The 18,175-nt window shown below is 33.2% G+C and carries 19 protein-coding genes; 13 read left to right on the top strand and 6 right to left on the bottom strand.

Annotated elements, in window-relative coordinates; translation table 11 throughout:
- Positions 1 to 38: 38 nt before the first annotated feature.
- The 5 genes from FF52_RS08255 to FF52_RS08235 all read left to right on the top strand — a co-directional run bounded on the left by FF52_RS08255 (position 39) and on the right by FF52_RS08235 (position 3,944).
- Complete coding sequence (locus FF52_RS08255) at positions 39 to 1,145, top strand: glycosyltransferase (RefSeq protein WP_008464543.1); 1,107 nt, start codon at positions 39 to 41, stop codon at positions 1,143 to 1,145.
- The gene (locus FF52_RS08250; RefSeq protein WP_008464541.1) at positions 1,136 to 1,687 is read left to right on the top strand and encodes an RNA polymerase sigma factor; all 552 of its coding nucleotides are present in this window, start codon (positions 1,136 to 1,138) and stop codon (positions 1,685 to 1,687) included. The genes FF52_RS08255 and FF52_RS08250 overlap by 10 nt, the downstream gene beginning before the upstream one ends.
- Positions 1,688 to 1,842: 155 nt before the next feature.
- On the top strand, positions 1,843 to 2,673 hold the full coding sequence (locus FF52_RS08245; RefSeq protein WP_008464539.1) for an energy transducer TonB: 831 nt from the start codon (positions 1,843 to 1,845) through the stop codon (positions 2,671 to 2,673).
- A 90-nt stretch (positions 2,674 to 2,763) separates the two neighbouring features.
- Entirely contained in the window at positions 2,764 to 3,501 is a 738-nt protein-coding gene (locus FF52_RS08240; RefSeq protein ID WP_008464537.1) for a DUF4184 family protein, read from the top strand.
- Between the two features lie 62 nt (positions 3,502 to 3,563).
- Positions 3,564 to 3,944 (top strand): PH domain-containing protein, encoded by a 381-nt coding sequence (locus tag FF52_RS08235; RefSeq protein ID WP_008464535.1) that lies wholly within the window; start codon positions 3,564 to 3,566, stop codon positions 3,942 to 3,944.
- Positions 3,945 to 4,000: 56 nt separating this feature from the next.
- Here the strand turns inward: FF52_RS08235 and FF52_RS08230 are convergent, their stop codons facing one another.
- On the bottom strand, positions 4,001 to 4,864 hold the full coding sequence (locus FF52_RS08230) for a M48 family metalloprotease (RefSeq protein WP_008464532.1): 864 nt from the start codon (positions 4,862 to 4,864) through the stop codon (positions 4,001 to 4,003).
- Between the two features lie 196 nt (positions 4,865 to 5,060).
- Positions 5,061 to 5,930, bottom strand: a complete 870-nt coding sequence (locus tag FF52_RS08225; protein WP_008464531.1) for a M48 family metalloprotease — start codon at positions 5,928 to 5,930, stop codon at positions 5,061 to 5,063.
- Positions 5,931 to 6,230: 300 nt separating this feature from the next.
- On the opposite strand from FF52_RS08225, the gene lipA reads away from it, so the two are divergent.
- From lipA to FF52_RS08210, 3 genes are all read left to right on the top strand, one after another.
- Positions 6,231 to 7,097, top strand: coding sequence for a lipoyl synthase (gene lipA / locus FF52_RS08220; RefSeq protein ID WP_008464530.1), 867 nt, complete (start codon positions 6,231 to 6,233; stop codon positions 7,095 to 7,097).
- Positions 7,098 to 7,185: 88 nt separating this feature from the next.
- Complete coding sequence (gap, locus tag FF52_RS08215; protein ID WP_008464529.1) at positions 7,186 to 8,181, top strand: type I glyceraldehyde-3-phosphate dehydrogenase; 996 nt, start codon at positions 7,186 to 7,188, stop codon at positions 8,179 to 8,181.
- A gap of 29 nt (positions 8,182 to 8,210) precedes the next feature.
- The gene (locus FF52_RS08210; RefSeq protein WP_008464528.1) at positions 8,211 to 10,382 is read left to right on the top strand and encodes an ATP-binding protein; all 2,172 of its coding nucleotides are present in this window, start codon (positions 8,211 to 8,213) and stop codon (positions 10,380 to 10,382) included.
- Here FF52_RS08210 and lpxK read toward each other — a convergent pair whose 3' ends face one another.
- A complete protein-coding gene (gene lpxK, locus FF52_RS08205; RefSeq protein ID WP_008464527.1) occupies positions 10,383 to 11,405 on the bottom strand; it encodes a tetraacyldisaccharide 4'-kinase in 1,023 nt (340 codons plus the stop codon). It abuts the gene before it with no gap.
- A 98-nt stretch (positions 11,406 to 11,503) separates the two neighbouring features.
- Here lpxK and FF52_RS08200 point away from each other — a divergent pair, with 98 nt between their 5' ends.
- From FF52_RS08200 to rluF, 5 genes are all read left to right on the top strand, one after another.
- On the top strand, positions 11,504 to 12,598 hold the full coding sequence (locus FF52_RS08200) for a Nif3-like dinuclear metal center hexameric protein (protein ID WP_008464526.1): 1,095 nt from the start codon (positions 11,504 to 11,506) through the stop codon (positions 12,596 to 12,598).
- Between the two features lie 3 nt (positions 12,599 to 12,601).
- Complete coding sequence (locus FF52_RS08195; protein ID WP_008464525.1) at positions 12,602 to 13,381, top strand: zinc ribbon domain-containing protein; 780 nt, start codon at positions 12,602 to 12,604, stop codon at positions 13,379 to 13,381.
- Positions 13,382 to 13,550: 169 nt separating this feature from the next.
- Positions 13,551 to 14,420 (top strand): alpha/beta fold hydrolase, encoded by an 870-nt coding sequence (locus tag FF52_RS08190; protein WP_008464524.1) that lies wholly within the window; start codon positions 13,551 to 13,553, stop codon positions 14,418 to 14,420.
- Positions 14,421 to 14,457: 37 nt separating this feature from the next.
- Positions 14,458 to 14,805 (top strand): antibiotic biosynthesis monooxygenase family protein, encoded by a 348-nt coding sequence (locus FF52_RS08185; RefSeq protein WP_008464523.1) that lies wholly within the window; start codon positions 14,458 to 14,460, stop codon positions 14,803 to 14,805.
- 106 nt (positions 14,806 to 14,911) lie between these two features.
- A complete protein-coding gene (gene rluF, locus FF52_RS08180) occupies positions 14,912 to 15,745 on the top strand; it encodes a 23S rRNA pseudouridine(2604) synthase RluF (RefSeq protein WP_008464522.1) in 834 nt (277 codons plus the stop codon).
- A gap of 38 nt (positions 15,746 to 15,783) precedes the next feature.
- Here rluF and FF52_RS08175 read toward each other — a convergent pair whose 3' ends face one another.
- The 3 genes from FF52_RS08175 to FF52_RS08165 are packed head-to-tail and all read right to left on the bottom strand — an operon-like array spanning position 15,784 to position 18,144.
- Positions 15,784 to 17,175, bottom strand: coding sequence for a DUF4173 domain-containing protein (locus tag FF52_RS08175; protein ID WP_008464521.1), 1,392 nt, complete (start codon positions 17,173 to 17,175; stop codon positions 15,784 to 15,786).
- Positions 17,176 to 17,234: 59 nt separating this feature from the next.
- A complete protein-coding gene (locus tag FF52_RS08170) occupies positions 17,235 to 17,525 on the bottom strand; it encodes a winged helix-turn-helix domain-containing protein (RefSeq protein ID WP_008464519.1) in 291 nt (96 codons plus the stop codon).
- Positions 17,526 to 17,529: 4 nt separating this feature from the next.
- Entirely contained in the window at positions 17,530 to 18,144 is a 615-nt protein-coding gene (locus FF52_RS08165) for a hypothetical protein (RefSeq protein ID WP_008464516.1), read from the bottom strand.
- Positions 18,145 to 18,175 lie beyond the last annotated feature (31 nt).

The raw sequence follows: 18,175 nt of genomic DNA, 5'->3' as shown, positions 1-18,175 counted from the left end.
GTCGCAGAACGTGAAATTAATAGAACCTAATAAATCAGATGCTTATATACATATTTTACTTTTTTATTGCTATTGTCGTAGTTCAATTATTTTATTATTTAGGAGTTTTTGGCAAATTTGCTTTTGCCAAACCACAGCATGTGAAACCTAAAAATCTTCCGGTTTCTGTAATTGTATGTGCTAAAAATGAGGAAGAGAATGTAAAAAAATACGTTCCGCTTTTGGCACAGCAAGATTATCCAGATTTTGAAATTGTATTAATTGACGACGCATCTAGCGATGAAACTCTTGAAGTTTTTGAAGAATTTGAAAAAGAATTCTCTAATATCCGTCTAGTAAAAGTTGAAAATAATGAAGCTTTTTGGGGAAATAAAAAATACGCTTTAACGCTTGGGATAAAAGCTGCAAAGAAAGATTATTTACTTTTTACAGATGCAGATTGTTTTCCAAACTCTAAAGATTGGATCACTTCTATGACTTCGCAGTTTACGATGAACAAAACAATCGTTTTAGGTTACGGAGGTTATGAAAAAGTAGAGCGTTCGTTTTTAAACAAAATTATTCGTTTTGAAACTGTCCTAACAGCACTTCAATATTTTTCATGGGCAAAAATAGGACTTCCTTACATGGGAGTTGGAAGAAATCTTGCCTACAAAAAAGAAGAGTTTTTTAATGTAAATGGTTTTATCGATCATATTCAGATTCGCTCTGGCGATGACGACTTATTCATTAATCAGGCAGCAAATAAAGCGAATACTACAATTTCTTATACACCTGAAAGTTTTACCTATTCAGAACCTAAGAAAACTTATAAAGAATGGTTTACTCAGAAAAGGAGACATATTTCTACTGCAGAACATTACAAGTTTTTTGATAAAATGCAGTTAGGATTATTTTTCCTATCACAATTATTTTTCTTTATTTTAGTTATTATACTGTTAGCATTTCAATACCAATGGATCGCCGTATTAGCAATTTTAGCTACACGCTATACTATTGTGTGGACAGTCGTTGGATGTTCAGCAGGAAAATTAAAAGAAAAAGATATTAAAATTTGGTTTCCGGTTGTTGAGATAGCGCTTATATTAACGCAAATTAATATCTTTATAACTAATATCTTTTCAAAACCAGTATATTGGAAATAAATTCTAAAATAGAAAAAGCAAAAAAAGGCGATCAGATCGCCTTTACTTTTTTATTAGATCATTATTGGAATGAGGTGTATTCGTTTATGCTCAAACGTACCGAAAACGAAACCACCGCAGAAGATATTACGATAGAAACTTTCTCCAAAGCTTTTGACAAAATTGCTTCTTATAATCCAGAATTTCAGTTTAATACCTGGCTTATCGCCATTGCAAAAAACGTCTATATTGATTTGCTTCGAAAAAAGAAAACCAATCTTTTTATAGAAATCACGGACAACGAAGACCAACAGGCCTACAACATTGCCGACCCTACTCCATCGGCAGAAGATGCATTAATTAAAGAACAGAATCTTTCCCGCCTGCTTCAATGCATCAAAGAACTTAAACCACACTACCAAGAAGTAATTCAGCTTCGTTATTTTCAGGAAATGTCTTATCAGGAAATTGCTACTAAGATTGATGAGCCATTAAGCAGTGTTAAGGTAAAACTTTTACGCGCTAAAAAATTATTGGCCGAAATTATCGAACGTAATAGATAATTTATTATCTTTAATCAAAGAATAAATTATTCTCATATTTATTCTTAAAATAAAAACATTTCCACAACATTAAAACTACAACTTTTCGTTGCTAGCTCAAACCTAAACCTTTCTGCGCATGATTTAAAGTTACTTAACCTTAAAACCCAAAAATTATGTCTAAATTAAGCATTTATGAAAACAAGTGGACCGATCTTGTTTTCGAGAACAAAAACAAAGAATACGGCGCGTACCAATTACGCCAGGAGAACTCCAAAAATTCTGTTACAGCTCTCTTTATGGGTTTATTGTTATTAACGGCTTTAGGGAGTGCATCTGCACTTATTAGCAAATTTAATTCCTCAGTAGTTCCAGTCGAGCCAGAACCAATGATTTACGACCCGATAACGCCCGTAAACATTGACCCTACTGTTGTGCCACCGCCGCCAGCACCACCTGCACCGATTGTAGAACAAACTGCAGCAAGTCAAACAGATGCGGTTCAATTAACCAATCCTGTTGTTGCAAGAACTCAAGACGCTGTACAGGAAATCGCGCCTAATACAGAAAATGCACCAGTTGTTGAAAACGCTACCGGAACAGGAACTTCGGTAAATGTATTACCTACAACGGGAGGCGGAGGAGGAAATGGTGACGCCGCTACAGTTGCACCACCAAGCAATGAACCTGTTTCTACAGCTATATTGGATAAACTTCCTGAATTTCCAGGCGGAATTGCTCAGTTCTACAAGTATGTTGGAAACAATTTCCGCAGACCAGAACTTGACGTAGAAAAAACACTAAGAGTGTATGTTTCTTTTGTGGTTGAAAAAGATGGATCACTTACAGACATTATTGTAAAGAATGATCCTGGTTATGGAATGGGGAAAGAAGCCATTAGAGTTTTAAAATCATTAAAAACAAAATGGGCTCCTGGAATTCTAGACGGAAAACCAGTTAGAACTGCATACAATCTTCCTATCACAATAAAAACAGAAGTCGAATAATATAAATATTTTGAAAAGTCAAAGAAGCAGGACTTAGGTTCTGCTTTTTTGTTACATTTAATTCCTAAATCAAAACTAAAAATCAACTAAATGCCTTTCACTTTTTCGCATCCTGCAATAATTCTTCCTTTGAGATATTTACCAAAATCATGGTTCTCTCTAACAGCATTAGTAATTGGAAGCCTAACACCAGATTTTGAATATTTTTTGCGTATGAGAGTTAAAAGCGATTACAGCCACACTCTAAATGGTATTTTTTGGTTCGATTTACCTCTTGCTCTTTTATTGACTTTTCTTTTTCATAATCTTGCTAGAAATCTATTATTTCAAAATCTTCCTTCATTTATCAGAAGTCGAATTTTGATTTTTACAGATTTCAACTGGAATGTTTATTTTAAAAGAAATTGGCTTATCATCTTAATCTCTTTACTTATTGGAATATTTTCTCATATTTTGTGGGATGCCTTTACCCATAAACACGGCTATTTTGTGAATCAAATTGAAACTTTGAAAAGCACGATAGCAATCTTTGGAACAGAAATTCCATTCTGGAAAACAGCTCAACATTTAAGCACATTTATTGGAGCTGTAATCATATTAATAACTTTCTTTAATCTTCCGATAAAATTTACTTCTCCAATTCCGATTAAAAAATTCTATTGGGTTTCCGTGATTTTATTTACAACCGCAATCTTATTTATGAGATTTATAATAACCCCAAAAGATTTAAACATTGGGAATTTAGTTGTGACTTTTATATCATCTTTCCTAATTGCAATAACATTAGCCCCATTAATAATTAAATTTAATTCAAACCAAAAAAATTAACAAAATCCACTACATTTACTCCTTCAAAACGGAAATCATTTTAACTAAATTAAAACAAGGTAATGGGAATATTTTCAGCTATTCTTGGCAATGCAGGTTCTGTAAGTCAAGAAGATTTAATTAAAAAATACGGGCAGCTTTTAACAGCAAATGAAGAAATCGAAATGGGTTTTAAACTTATTCGCGACACTTTCATTTTTACGAACAAAAGACTAATCTTAGTAGATGTGCAAGGAATTACAGGAAGCAAAACAGAATACAAATCTATTGCTTACAAAAACATCACAAGATTCAGTGTAGAAACTGCAGGAACATTTGATCTAGATGCAGAATTAAAAATCTGGATTTCTAGCGAACAACAGCCAAGCATTGTAAAACAATTCAATAAATCCGTTAATGTTTATGAAGTGCAAAAGATTCTTGCTTTTCATGTACTAGGATAAAAAAAACAAACCCAGCAAATAGAAATTGCTGGGTTTTATAATTTAAGAAACAACTCTTATTTCTTTTTTGTGGTAGTTGTTTTCTTTGTGGTTGTCTTTTTTGCAACTGGAGCTGTATTTACAATTTTTTGCTGTACATACGGCTTATACAAACCATCTTTTTCTGCTCTTTTTTTGGCATCGTCAGCCCTTTTCTTTGAATCTGGATGCGAGCTCATCATTTGGTCAATAAATGAAGCCTCAGAACCTTCACTCATTTTTGCTAAAATTCTAAATGCAGATTCTTCAGCATTTACATCGTAGCCATTTTTCTTCATGAAATTGTAAGCAAATAAATCTGCTTCCGATTCTTGTTTACGGCTGTACTTGCTGTCAATAATTGCGCTTCCAATTTTCCCAAGTTGGCTGTCTGTAACTGTCGCCACAGTTGCCGATTGAGAAGCCGCACCATCCATTAATGCTTCTTTCTGATAAGCCGCACGAATTGCATCTCTAGAATCGTTGTTTGCTACGTGTCCAATCTCGTGCCCGATTACAGCGATTAATTCATTATCATCCATGATATCCATTAATCCTGAATACACACGAACGCTTCCGTCTGCGGTTGCAAAAGCATTTACTTCTTTTAATTTATATACTTTATAATTTAAAGTAAATCCGTCTCCCGATGCATGTTTTCCAAAAACACGATTTAATCGTATTGCATAACCATCAGTTGGCCCAGCAATTTCATGCTCTGCATCTAATTTAGCTACCGCTTCTTTAGATAATTTTGCTGCATCGGCATTACTAAAAGTAAAACCAGTGACCCCTTTTTGAACTGCCCCAATTGCTTTATCTCCAAAATTAATCTGTGCAGTCATTTTAGTTAAACCAAATGCTGTAAATAAAAGTCCTACTATTATAAATTTCTTTTTCATATTTTTTATAATTACAATTTAACAACAAATGTAGCATAACAAAATGCTATTTTAAATTCACACAAAACTTGTTTTTCAACAAATAAAGATATAACATTTTTATGAGCTGATAATCAACTATAACCGATTTTGATTCTATAATAAAAAAGAAAAAACCGGCCAATTATTAGATTTACCGGTTTGTATTATGTAGCGCTTATTTCTTCTTTGCAGTACTTGTTTTCTTTGTTGTTGCAGTTGTTTTCTTTGCTGTTACTGGAGCTGTATTTACAATTTTCTGTTGCTCATACGCATGATACAATCCATCTTTTGTTGCTCTTTTTTTGGCCGCGTCAGCTCTTTTTCCAGAATCAGGATGAGAGCTCATCATTTTAGTCATAAAAGACGCCTCCGCTCCTTCGCTTAAATTTTGAAGAATTCTAAAAGCCGACTCTACAGCATTCACATCGTAACCATTTCTTTTCATGAAATCATAAGAGAAATTATCCGCCTCAGATTCTTGTTTTCTGCTATGTTTGCTATCAATCATAGCGCTTCCTATTTGCCCTAATTGAGAGTTGGTAAGAGTTTCTACTTTTCCTGATTGAGACGACGCAACATCTAATAAAGCTTCTTTTTTATAAGCCGCTTTTATGGCATCTCTTGTATCATGATTAACAACATGTCCGATTTCGTGACCAATAACAGCAAGCAGCTGGTTATCATCCATAATATCCATTAAACCTGCAAACACACGAACACTTCCATCAGCACATGCAAAAGCATTAATATCTTTCACTAAATACACTTTATAATTTAAAGTAACTCCTTCGCTTGTAGTATGTTTCCCAAATAAACGGTCTAAACGAATTGAATATCCATATTTTGGATCTGCAACAGGATTGTTTGCATCCAATTCTGCAATAGATTGTTTTGCTAAAGCCGCAGCGTCTGCATCACTAAAAGTAAATCCTGAAACGCCTTTTCCTAAAGCTCCCATAGTTTTATCTGAAAGTATTTGTGCATTTGTTTTGGTGAGGCTTAAAATTGCAAATAAAGCTCCTAATACAATAATTCTCTTTTTCATGGTTTTAAAACTGTTAAATTAACAGCAAAATTAGTATTGCATGAATTTTGCAAGTTCCCAAGAAGCCAAATTTGTAACAGATTAAGACCGAACTTTTATATTCCACAAAAACCAAATGAAACATTAAAACATCAGACATAAATCAAAAAAAAGCAACCACAAAATACACTTAAAACAATTTATTAACACTTGATTTATATTATCCTCAATATCTTCTATAAATATGATATGTAAAGGAAAAGCAAATAAACGTCTCAAAATAAACTACATTCCGTATCTTTGTACTTTGAACATTGATATATGGAAACAGTCGCTGAAAATACACAAACCACAAAACCAAAATGGTTAAAAGTAAAATTACCTATCGGACAAAAATATACTGAACTTAGAGGTTTAGTTGATAAATATAGTTTAAATACCATTTGTACTTCTGGAAGCTGCCCAAATATGGGAGAATGCTGGGGTGAAGGAACAGCGACTTTTATGATTTTAGGAAATGTCTGCACGCGTTCTTGCGGTTTCTGCGGGGTAAAAACCGGAAGACCTGAAACGGTAGATTGGGACGAACCTGAAAAAGTAGCGCGTTCTATTAAGATTATGAATATCAAACATGCTGTCATTACAAGTGTTGACAGAGATGATTTGAAAGATGGAGGCTCTATCATTTGGATGGAAACTGTGAGAGCTATTCGTAGAATGAATCCTCAAACTACTCTTGAAACTTTAATTCCAGATTTTCAAGGAATTGAAAGAAACATAGACCGTATTGTAGAAGCAAACCCTGAAGTGGTTTCTCATAACATGGAAACAGTGCGACGTTTAACTCGCGAAGTTCGTATTCAGGCAAAATATGACAGAAGTTTGGAAGTGCTTCGTTATCTGAAAGAAAAAGGAATCAACAGAACCAAATCTGGAATTATGCTTGGTCTTGGAGAAACTGAAGAAGAAGTTTTCCAGACGATGAGAGATTTAAAAAATGCAAATGTTGACGTGGTAACAATTGGGCAGTATTTACAGCCGAGTAAAAAACATCTTCCTGTAAAAGAATTTATTACGCCTGAACAATTCGCCAGATATGAACAATTTGGTCTTGAATTAGGTTTCAGACATGTCGAAAGCGGACCTCTTGTTCGTTCTTCATACAAAGCACAAAAACATATTTTATAAATTTTTAAGTTAATCGTTTAATCGTAGAGACGTTTAACGGTTTGAAAACAATTAAGCGATTAACCAATTAAACGAATAAACCAAATAATTGAAAACAAGAATTGCTATTAATGGATTTGGAAGAATTGGAAGAAATTTATTCCGATTGCTTTTAAATCACCCTGAAATTGAAGTCGTTGCTATAAATGACATTGCTGACAACAAAACCATGTCACATTTAATTAAATATGACAGTATTCATGGGGTTTTGCCATATGAAGTAAGTCATGACGAAAATAGCATCATTGTAGACGGAAGGCATTTTTTCTTTTTTCACGAAAAAAGTATTTCAAATTTAGATTGGAAATCACACTCGATTGATATTGTTATCGAATCGACTGGAAAGTATAAAACGCATGAAGAACTAAATGCGCATCTTGAAGCTGGAGCAAAGAAAGTAATTCTTTCTGCTCCATCAGAAGTGGATACTATAAAAACAGTAGTTCTTGGAGTAAACGAACATATTTTGGATGGAAGCGAAAATATAGTTTCAAATGCAAGCTGCACCACAAACAATGCTGCTCCAATGATTAAAATCATTGAAGAATTGTGTGGAATTGAACAAGCTTACATTACGACTATACATTCTTTTACCACCGACCAAAGCCTTCACGACCAGCCACATAAGGATTTGAGACGTGCAAGAGGCGCCAGTCAATCGATTGTTCCAACAACTACAGGTGCAGCTAAGGCATTAACAAAAATTTTTCCTAAATTGCATAATAAAATGGGTGGCTGTGGTATTAGAGTCCCAGTTCCAGACGGTTCATTAACAGACATAACCTTCAATGTAAAACGAGCTGTTAGCATTGAAGAAATAAACAAAGCATTTAAACAAGCCTCAAAAACAAATTTAAAAGGAATATTAGATTATACCGAAGATCCAATTGTTTCGGTTGATGTAATTGGCAACACACATTCTTGTTTATTTGATGCTCAGCTAACTTCGGTTATCGACAAAATGGTAAAAGTTGTGGGCTGGTATGATAATGAGATTGGCTATTCATCAAGATTGATTGATTTAATTTTACTGATAAGAAAATAATAAGATTCATTGTAAAAGCATTGCCATACATGAAATACTGTCTTTTTATTGCTGTTTGTTTTTTTAACTCGCTTTTGTATTCTCAAGCCAAAAAGAATACGGATAGCTTGACCTATTATAACAAGCTGGCCAATTCTAATCTGAGCAATAAAAAGTACAATCAGGCTATTTTTTACACAGAAAAGTCAATTAATTTCTGTGAAGAAAATGGCAAAAAAGAGAATTTGGCCAATCAGACTTTTAAGCTTGGAAAAATTTACTACAATCAGGGAAAATTTGAAGATGCATTAAAAAATTTCCATAAAACGGTTTCTTTATTTGACACCTTAAAACCTAGCTGTACAAAAGTTTTAGCTCTGCATTATATCGGCGCAGCCAACACGGCCACAGGTGATTATAAAACAGCTGCCGCATATTACACAAAAGCTGCAGATCTACTAAAAGAACTGAACATCAATGACAATGCTCAAATTTTAGATTACCAGAAAGCCTTGGCATTTAAGACCAATAACGATCTTAAATCGGCAGCAAGGACTTTTAAGACCATTATTAAAAAACCTGACAATACTGCCAATATAAAAACCAAAACAGATGCGTATTATCAGCTTGGCTTAATTGAAAGCCAGCTTAAAAGAAATGATTCAACTATAATATATTTTAACAAAGCCTTAGATTACAACGCTAAAATCAATGATCTTCCCAAAAAAGCAAAAATCGTTTTAGCAATAAGCCAATACTACAAACAGAATAAAAATTATGATTTGGCGTATTCGTATCTAGATGAACATTATCAGCTGGAAAATTATCTTCTAAAACTAAAAAATGCCAAAATTGATTTGGACGAATATGAAAAATTCAAAAAAAATCAATCTTTAAGCAATAGCATAAAAAAAGAAAGCGAAGAAAAATTTCAGCTTAAAACCTATCGTTATTCTAAGTTAGTCAGCATTTTGGCAATTGCCTTGATTTCGATTCTATCTCTATTGAGTTTGGCTTTGTACAAAAACAATATCATAAGAAACCAAAACAATTTACTACTTCGCGAGAAAAACAAAGAATTAATTTTAGCCAAAAATAAAGCAGAAAAAGCATCAAAAGCCAGATCTGAATTTTTGTCGACAGTAAGTCACGAACTCCGGACACCGTTGAATGCCATTAACGGAATTACTCATATTCTACTTGAAGATAAACCAAAGAAAAAACAATTAAAATACTTAGAATCTTTAAAGTTCTCCGGTAATTATTTGACCACTTTTATCAATGAAATTTTAGAAATTAATAAAATTGATTCGACTAAAGCTGAAGTTGAAAATATCAGCTTTAATTTGAAAGAATTGCTTTTTAACATTCAAAGTTCGCTCAAAGAACTGGCGACAGCCAACAAAAACTACTTCAATTTAGAAATAGACAAAGCGATTCCAGACAATTTAATTGGAGACCCTACAAAACTATCTCAGATTATACTTAACTTAATCAACAATGCTTTAAAATTTACCCAAAACGGACATGTAAATGTAATTGCCAAATTATATTCGCAAGAAGAAGATAATGCAACAGTATATTTCGAAATTGTTGATACCGGGATAGGAATTCCAGAAGACAAGCTTCAATCTGTCTTTGAAAGCTTTTCTCAAGGTTCTATAGAAGTAAACAGAAAATATGGAGGAACAGGCCTTGGCCTTACTATTGTAAAAAAATTAATAGAACTTTTAGGAGGCGAGATAAAACTAAAAAGTGAAGTAGGTAAAGGCTCTACTTTTACCTTCAAATTAAATTTCAAAATTAACAACGAACCATTGGAAGTAATCGAAGAAGTAAAACCATATAACGATAAACAATTGAAAAACAAATCTATTTTATTGATCGAGGACAACAAAATCAATCAGATGATTACTCGTAAAATGCTCGAAAACAAAAACATTACCTGTGAGATTGTTGACAATGGAGAAGATGCTGTTGAGCTTTTAAAAATTAAGCGGTTTGACATGATTTTAATGGATGTCCATCTTCCTGGTATTAATGGAACTACAGCAACCAAATTGATTCGCGAATTTGACAAAGCGACTCCAATTATAGCTTTAACAGCAATTTCGCTTGACGAAAACCGCGATATGCTTCTTTCTTTTGGAATGGATGATGTAATTACAAAACCTTTTGTTCCAGACGATTTCTATAGCACTATTGCTAAGTTTTTTAATTAGCTAAGGTTCTAAGTTTTCTTTTACATACTCTAAAATCGTAGCATCGAAGTCTTGCTGATGGTTAATGAAAGAGCTTTTTATTGGCAGATAATATAATTGATCAACCAATTCGGAGTCTTTCAAGCGAACATAATCTTTCTCGGTTGTGATTATTTTTCTTCCGTTTGCTTTATTTCGAATGGCATCTAAATCTGCATCAGAAAAATGATGATGATCTGGAAAAGTAAGACATTCATCACTCTCATTTTTTAAACAATCAAAAAACGGTTTTGGTTTTGCAATTCCAGCCAGCAACAATTTTGATTCTGATTTAATTTCGTTGACAGCAATTTTTTCATTTTTACCGAAAATAACCATATCATAATCTATAAAAGTAAAAAAGACTTGCTGTGCAGCATTTAACTTCAATTTCAATCTAATTTTTGTCTGCTCTTCTTCAGTCAATATTTTAGGGCATTTTGTTACCACAACAATATTGGCTCTTGCTGCTCCGCTCCTGCTTTCCCTCAAATTTCCAGTTGGCAGCATAAAATCATCCGTATACAAATCTCCATAAGAAGTCAGCAGAATATAAAAACCAGCCTTTACTTTTCTATGCTGATAGGCATCGTCCAGCAAAATAATTTCAGGCTTTTCATCTTTCGAAAGCAATTGCTGAATTCCGTTTGCACGATTAGCATCTACGGCCACCATTACATTTGGAAATTTCTGATGAAACTGAAAAGGTTCGTCTCCCAAAATTTCAGCATTCGAATTTTCGTTAGCCAAAACAAAACCTTCCGATTTTCTTTTATAGCCACGGCTTAAAGTTGCAATTTTATATTTATCCGATAATAATCGAATTAAGTATTCTATCTGAGGAGTTTTTCCGGTTCCACCAACACTCAAATTTCCAACGGCAATAACAGGAAGATCAAATGAGGTCGATTTTAAAATTCCTTTATCAAAAAGAAAATTGCGGATTGAAGTGATGAATCCGTATAAAATAGCAAATGGAAAAAGTATTTTTCGAAGTAAGTTCATTTTACGAAAGTATAATTTTTTTCGTTAATTTGTTTTAGTTTTTGCACAAGTCAAACAACTTGAAACCTGAAACCTAAAACTTGAAACAAAAACTCAAAATGAAAATCAAAAATATTATATCGGTTCTTGAAGAAATGGCTCCTTTGGCTTACGCTGAAGATTTTGACAATGTCGGGCTTTTAGTTGGAGATTCCGAAACTGAATGCACGGGAGTTTTAGTCTGTCATGATGCGTTAGAAAATGTAATTGACGAAGCTGTTGCAAAGAACTGTAATCTTGTAGTTTGTTTTCATCCTATATTATTCTCTGGCATAAAAAAAATCACTGGGAAAAATTATGTTGAACGTGCAATTTTGAAAGCCATCAAAAATGATATTGCCATTTTTGCCGTCCACACCGCTCTTGATAATCATTCGCAAGGAGTCAATAAAATTTTCTGTGATGCTCTAGGATTGACAAATACAAAAATATTAGTTCCTAAAAATAATTTCATCCAAAAACTAGTCACTTATACTGTTCCAGAAAATGCCGATAAGGTTAGAAATGCAATGTTTGAAGCCGGAGCAGGAACAATTGGAAATTATGAAAACTGCAGTTTCAATTCTGAAGGAACTGGAACTTACAAAGGAAATGCAAATAGCAATCCTGTAATTGGTGAACGACATGAATTGACCAAAACTCAAGAAATAAAAATTGAAGTTACATTTGAAAAACACTTGCAATCCAGAATTTTAAAAGCGCTTTTTGCCAATCATATTTACGAAGAAGTAGCATATGAAATTTACAATCTCGAAAATTCGCACCAAAATATTGGTTTAGGAATGATTGGTGAATTTGAAAATGAAATGGACGAAAAAGACTTTCTTCGCTTTGTAAAAGATAAAATGATTGCCGATGGAATTCGCCATTCCGCTTTTTTAGGTAAAAAAATAAAAAAAGTAGCAGTCTTAGGAGGATCTGGAAGTTTTGCTATTAGAAACGCAATAAGCGCCGGAGCTGATGCTTTTTTGACAGCTGATTTGAAATATCATCAATTTTATGAAGCCGAAAACAAGTTGCTTTTGGCTGATATTGGTCATTTTGAGAGTGAACGCTATACAAAAAATTATATTGTTGATTATCTTCGAAAAAAAATTCTTAATTTTGCAATCATTTTATCGGAAGAAAATACAAATCCAGTTAAGTACTTATAAAATATGACGAATACGAAAGAATTAAGTGTTGAGGACAAGTTAAGAGCAATATACGATTTACAGCTTATTGACTCTAGAATTGACGAAATCAGAAACGTTAGAGGAGAACTTCCTTTAGAAGTTGAAGATTTAGAAGATGAAGTTGCAGGTTTGAGCACTCGTTCAGAGAAACTGAAAGGTGAACTTGAAGTGATTGAGGAGCAAATCAAAGCAAAGAAAATTGCTATTGAGGAGCATAAAGAGGTTATTAAAAAGTACACTAAACAACAAGAATCAGTACGTAACAACAGAGAATTTAATTCTTTGACAAAAGAAGTTGAATTTCAAGAATTAGAAATTCAATTGGCCGAAAAGCAAATCAAAGAAATGAAAGCTTCTATCGAGCACAAAAAAGAAGTTATTTCTAATTTAAAAGAAAAACTTGACGCTAAGAGCTCTCATTTAAAACATAAAAAATCTGAATTAGACGCTATTATGGCTGAAACTCAGAAAGAAGAAGCATTCTTAACTGAAAAGTCTGCTGAATTTGCTGCACAAATCGAAGAAAGATTATTGGCAGCTTACAACAGAATCAGAAGCAGTGTTCGTAACGGATTAGCTGTAGTTTCTATCGAAAGAGGAGCTTCTGCTGGATCTTTCTTTACAATTCCACCTCAAACTCAGGTTGAAATTGCGTCAAGAAAGAAAATCATCACTGATGAGCACTCTGGAAGAATTTTAGTTGATACGCAATTAGCTGAAGAAGAAAAAGAAAAAATGGAACAATTGTTCGCAAAATTCTAAATATCAAGTCCCGATTAAATCGGGACTTTTTTTTGCTTTTATTTTTGCTGTAATTCCACTAATTATCACTATTTACTTTTTTTACCTATTAATACTAAGAATAAAAATTCGGACTCATTTGTGTAATTCGTGACAGACCTTTTTTTACCTTTAGAAAAAAATTTAAGTTTTGGGAATTAAAAAAGGCATTCGTTTTATCACATTAAAATCAGTTGGATCTTATATTAACTTTTTGAGTTACGTGCGTCCGCAAAAGGCTATGGAACTTTCTTATGCGCTTTTCAGTCAGCCTCGAATTGGACGATTAAAAAAAGAAGAGCTTCCAAAAGTTTTGCGACATGCTGAAACAGAAATATTTCATCATAACGAACATCATTTTCAAACTTATGTTTGGAAAGGAAATGAAACTAAGATTCTTTTAGTCCACGGTTGGGAAAGCAATGCTGCACGCTGGAAAAAAACTTTGCCTCATCTTCAAAAATCTGGCAGCACAATAATTGCCATTGATGCGCCTGCACATGGACAAAGCAGCGGAAAAGAATTTAATGTGCCGCTTTATGCCGAATTCATCAATAAAGCGGTAGAAAAATATCAACCCGAAATTATTATTGGACATTCTATTGGCGGAGCTGCTTGTGTCTATCATCAATACTTATTTCCGAATACGAGCATTAACAAAATGGTTATTCTTGGCGCTCCTTCTGATTTAAAAACTTTGATTGATAATTATATTTCGATGCTTAGTTTGAATAGAAGAATACTACCTCTTTTGGAAAGCAAATTCATAAATCGATTCAATTTTAAATTAGAAGACTTTTCGGGACAAAAATTCGCATCAGAAATCACAATTCCTGGTTTCATTGCTCATGATACTTCAGACAAAATTGTTGCTTTCGCAGAAGGAAAAAAAATAGCGCAAGGTTGGAAAAACAGTCAATTTATTGAAACTAGCGGTTTAGGTCACGGTATGCATGATGATGATTTGTATAATAAAGTGATTGAGTTTCTTTTTGAAGGTTCTGAACCATTAAGTCGCTAAGACACTAAGTTTTTCAAATCCAAAATCTACAATTAAAATGATAGCTGTAATTTTTGAAGTTATTCCTAATGAAGGAAAAAAAGAAGAATATCTGGAAATCGCAGCGAGTCTGCGTCCGGAATTAGATAATATTGAAGGATTTATTTCGATAGAACGATTTCAAAGTTTTTCCGATCCTTCAAAAGTTTTGTCTTTGTCTTTTTGGCGAGATGAGGAAAGCATTCAGCAATGGCGAAATCTTGAAATGCATCGTGCCGCACAGGCAAAAGGAAGAAATGAAGTTTTTAAAGATTATCATTTAAGAATTGCATCTGTAGTTCGTGATTACGGAATGTTCGACAGAAAAGAAACTCCAGAAGACAGTTCCATCTTTCATGATTCGTAGAAAAAAGATGCTAAGATTCTAAGTTTTTTATAAAATCTAAAATCTAAAGTCTAAAGTCTGAAATCTAAAATTCTAAGAAGTCTAAACTTTTAGCTACTTTTGCAGTATGGAAGAAAATTTAAAACGTCTTAATAAATTTATTGCTGAAACGGGCTTTTGTTCTCGTCGCGAAGCCGATAAATTAATTGAAGAAGGACGCGTAACAATAAATGGTGCTGTGCCGGAAATGGGAACGAAAGTTTCACCAGAGGATGAAGTGCGCGTTGACGGAAAATTAATCGTTGAGAAAAACGAAAAAATGATCTATTTGGCATTCAATAAACCTGTCGGAATTGAATGCACGACCAATCTTGAAGTAAAAAATAATATTGTTGATTATATTAATTATCCTAAACGAATTTTCCCGATTGGAAGATTGGATAAAGCCAGTGAAGGTTTGATTTTTATGACCAATGATGGTGATATTGTAAACAAGATTCTTCGCGCTAGAAATAACCACGAAAAAGAATATACAGTTACGGTAAACAAACCGATCACTGAACGTTTTATTCAGAGAATGGGAAATGGAGTTCCGATTTTAGATACGGTTACTAAAAAATGTAAAGTCGAGCAGATCAGCAAATACACTTTTAAGATTATACTAACTCAGGGATTAAACCGCCAAATTAGAAGAATGTCTGAATATTTGGGTTACGAAGTTACTGCACTTAAACGTATCCGAATTATCAATATTTCATTGGATGTTCCTGTAGGCAGATATAGAGAACTAACCAATGACGAAATAAAAGAATTAAATCAGTTAATTGAACCTTCTAGTAAAACGGAAGAAGCTAGTTTTCCTAAAGTTGAAAGTTCGGCTTCAAGCGCAACTCCAACTAGAAGAAAAGCATTTATTTCAAAACACGATCCTCGATTTAAAAAAAGAGGTGATAATAAATAAAGAAAATCCCATTCGTTTAATATGAATGGGATTTTTTGTTATTTCTTTTCTTTATCCAAAAACTCATAATACAAAGCTTTTGACAAAAAACTTGAGTTTTGATAATTCAAAATCAATTCTTCTCTTACTGCTTCTACATATTTTCCATCCAGATTATTCTTTTGCAAATATTCACGACGAGCATCATCGTTGAAATTCAAACCGCTTAAAAAAACAGGTTCTACTCCTTTGTTTACAGAGATATTGTAATTTGTAATAAGGCTTCCCCAATTAATATAACTACACAAAAGAATTGTTCCGTAGAAATACCAAACCATCTGATTGAAAAGATAAGCGTTCGTTTTTTGTTTTCTTATCTTTTGAAATGAAACCACTAATCCGATAACAGCTAAAATTAAAAAAGCATAAACTCCAAGACGTTTGTATGTTAGGCCATAAAAAGAAACATACTCTGTATTCTTAACCATAGCACTCACAATTAAAACTAGATTTAAAACAAGCCAGGTTTTTGCCAAATTCTTTAAAGTTTTGGCTTTTTTATCAAAATTGAATCCTCCTTTAAAGTAAAACAAGATTATTCCAACTGCCATAAGAATTGAAAAAATTACAGCATTCACACGTTCGTGTGTATCTGCACTTAAATTTGTTTTTTCTACTGCTTCAAAAAACTGTTCATAGTTATAAGTTCCAATAAAAACCAAAAGCATGATATTTAGGAAAAACAATGTAATTTCTCCACTTTTCCTTTCGAAGTCCAAATCAAGAAATGAAAATGTGTTTTGGTTTGTAACTTCAGAAACATTTGTGAAATCATTATTCAATTTCGGATTGTATTCATAACAAGCATCTGGAACCCAATAATTCCAAAAACTGAACGAGATATAAAACCCTAAAATACACATTGCAATTAATTGCGGCAGATTGATATCTAACTCATAGTCTGTAAATAATGAAGAGAAATGATCGCTTCCAAAAGAATACACAATAAAAAACAGTCCTAAAAATAGCACTGGGATAACCACAAATGCTATTAGCTTTTTGGCAAAATCGTTGTGGATTTTTCGTTCAGGAAGCCATTGCGAAAAAATAAAAATGCGTCCTATTGAAGTAAATCCATTTAAAAATATGAGGGGAAAGATCTGTATGATTTTGAGCTCACCATCCTGCGTTTTAAATTGTAAAAATAGAATTGATAGTGCTAAAGCAAAAAACGATGCCGCATCTCCATACCAAGCAAAAGCAAAACATGACAGAATAGAAGTCATTACCAAAATAAGGTGTGATCTGTCTACAAGCTTTTCTTGAAAGAAATAGCTAATTAAAAGCGTTAGCAAAACGCCAAAAATAGAAATATTGATTCCGACAGATTCATTGTAAAAAAGCAGTATAAAAACCGCTGTACATGCGAAGATAATTTGATGTTTTTTCATGATTTTAGTTTTTAAAAGTACTTTGCAATTCAAAGTTTTTGGATAAAAAATTTTAGTTTCTAAGATTTCATTAATTTTTCGAGGTAAGAAAGGTGCTCTTTGAACGCCGCGCGGCCAAGCGGTGTTACCTGATAAGATGTTTTTGGCTTTTTGCCCACAAATTCTTTCTTAATCTCGATATATTCAGATTTCTCCAATGCGGAAGAATGACTCGCTAAATTACCATCTGTGATATTCAAAAGCGTTTTCATCTCGGTAAAATCTACCCAGTCATTAACCATCAGAACGGACATAATACCCAGTCTGACACGGCTTTCGAAATCTTTATTTAGTTTGTCAATAATTCCCATTCAATTATTTGTATTTTTTGAACATTACCAATCCGTATAAGATATGAAGAATTCCGAATCCAAGAATCCAGAAAATCAATCCATATCCGATATAGAAAAGAGCAATTAATCCTAAACAAAGTTCGCAGAAACCTAAATATTTTACATCAGAAAAAGTATATTTTTCTGCATTAATAAGTGCCAAACCATAAAACAGCAAAGTCGATGGCGCAACCAATCCGAAGTAACCGTGATACATCATCGCTAGACAGAATACACCTCCTGCAAAAAGCGGAACTGTTAAGTTGAATAGCATTTTTTTTGTTGCAGATGTCCAAATTGGCAAATTGTATTTTCGGCTTTTTCTAATAGTGAAAAAGATTCCGAATGCAAATGCGCAAACTAAAATTCCAATCCCAATCCAGAATAATTCCGAAACCAAATTGGCAGAATACAATCTATGCTCGTCGGTCAAATAATCCATTCCATTTGCTTTGAACAACTGGTATACATAGATCCCACCAATTAAAGCCGAAAGACCTGCGAAAACTCCTGAAAGTCCGCTTAACGATATAAATCTGGAAGAGCGCTCCATCATGGAACGAATATGTGCTAAATCTTCTTGGTGCTTTTGATTCATAATTAAAGTACTTTGCGTTACAAAGTTATTA

The sequence above is a fragment of the Flavobacterium sp. F52 genome (genome assembly GCF_000278705.1).
GTDB classification, from domain to species: domain Bacteria; phylum Bacteroidota; class Bacteroidia; order Flavobacteriales; family Flavobacteriaceae; genus Flavobacterium; species Flavobacterium anhuiense.
This window is presented reverse-complemented; position numbering and strand designations above follow the sequence as displayed.

Coding starts and splice junctions, on each gene's coding strand:
- FF52_RS08255 (WP_008464543.1), top strand. CDS start 39: ATGCTTATATACATATTTTACTTTTTTATTGCTATTGTCGTAGTTCAA.
- FF52_RS08245 (WP_008464539.1), top strand. CDS start 1,843: ATGTCTAAATTAAGCATTTATGAAAACAAGTGGACCGATCTTGTTTTC.
- FF52_RS08240 (WP_008464537.1), top strand. CDS start 2,764: ATGCCTTTCACTTTTTCGCATCCTGCAATAATTCTTCCTTTGAGATAT.
- FF52_RS08235 (WP_008464535.1), top strand. CDS start 3,564: ATGGGAATATTTTCAGCTATTCTTGGCAATGCAGGTTCTGTAAGTCAA.
- FF52_RS08230 (WP_008464532.1), bottom strand. CDS start 4,864: ATGAAAAAGAAATTTATAATAGTAGGACTTTTATTTACAGCATTTGGT.
- FF52_RS08225 (WP_008464531.1), bottom strand. CDS start 5,930: ATGAAAAAGAGAATTATTGTATTAGGAGCTTTATTTGCAATTTTAAGC.
- lipA (WP_008464530.1), top strand. CDS start 6,231: ATGGAAACAGTCGCTGAAAATACACAAACCACAAAACCAAAATGGTTA.
- FF52_RS08210 (WP_008464528.1), top strand. CDS start 8,211: ATGAAATACTGTCTTTTTATTGCTGTTTGTTTTTTTAACTCGCTTTTG.
- lpxK (WP_008464527.1), bottom strand. CDS start 11,405: ATGAACTTACTTCGAAAAATACTTTTTCCATTTGCTATTTTATACGGA.
- FF52_RS08200 (WP_008464526.1), top strand. CDS start 11,504: ATGAAAATCAAAAATATTATATCGGTTCTTGAAGAAATGGCTCCTTTG.
- FF52_RS08195 (WP_008464525.1), top strand. CDS start 12,602: ATGACGAATACGAAAGAATTAAGTGTTGAGGACAAGTTAAGAGCAATA.
- FF52_RS08185 (WP_008464523.1), top strand. CDS start 14,458: ATGATAGCTGTAATTTTTGAAGTTATTCCTAATGAAGGAAAAAAAGAA.
- rluF (WP_008464522.1), top strand. CDS start 14,912: ATGGAAGAAAATTTAAAACGTCTTAATAAATTTATTGCTGAAACGGGC.
- FF52_RS08175 (WP_008464521.1), bottom strand. CDS start 17,175: ATGAAAAAACATCAAATTATCTTCGCATGTACAGCGGTTTTTATACTG.
- FF52_RS08170 (WP_008464519.1), bottom strand. CDS start 17,525: ATGGGAATTATTGACAAACTAAATAAAGATTTCGAAAGCCGTGTCAGA.
- FF52_RS08165 (WP_008464516.1), bottom strand. CDS start 18,144: ATGAATCAAAAGCACCAAGAAGATTTAGCACATATTCGTTCCATGATG.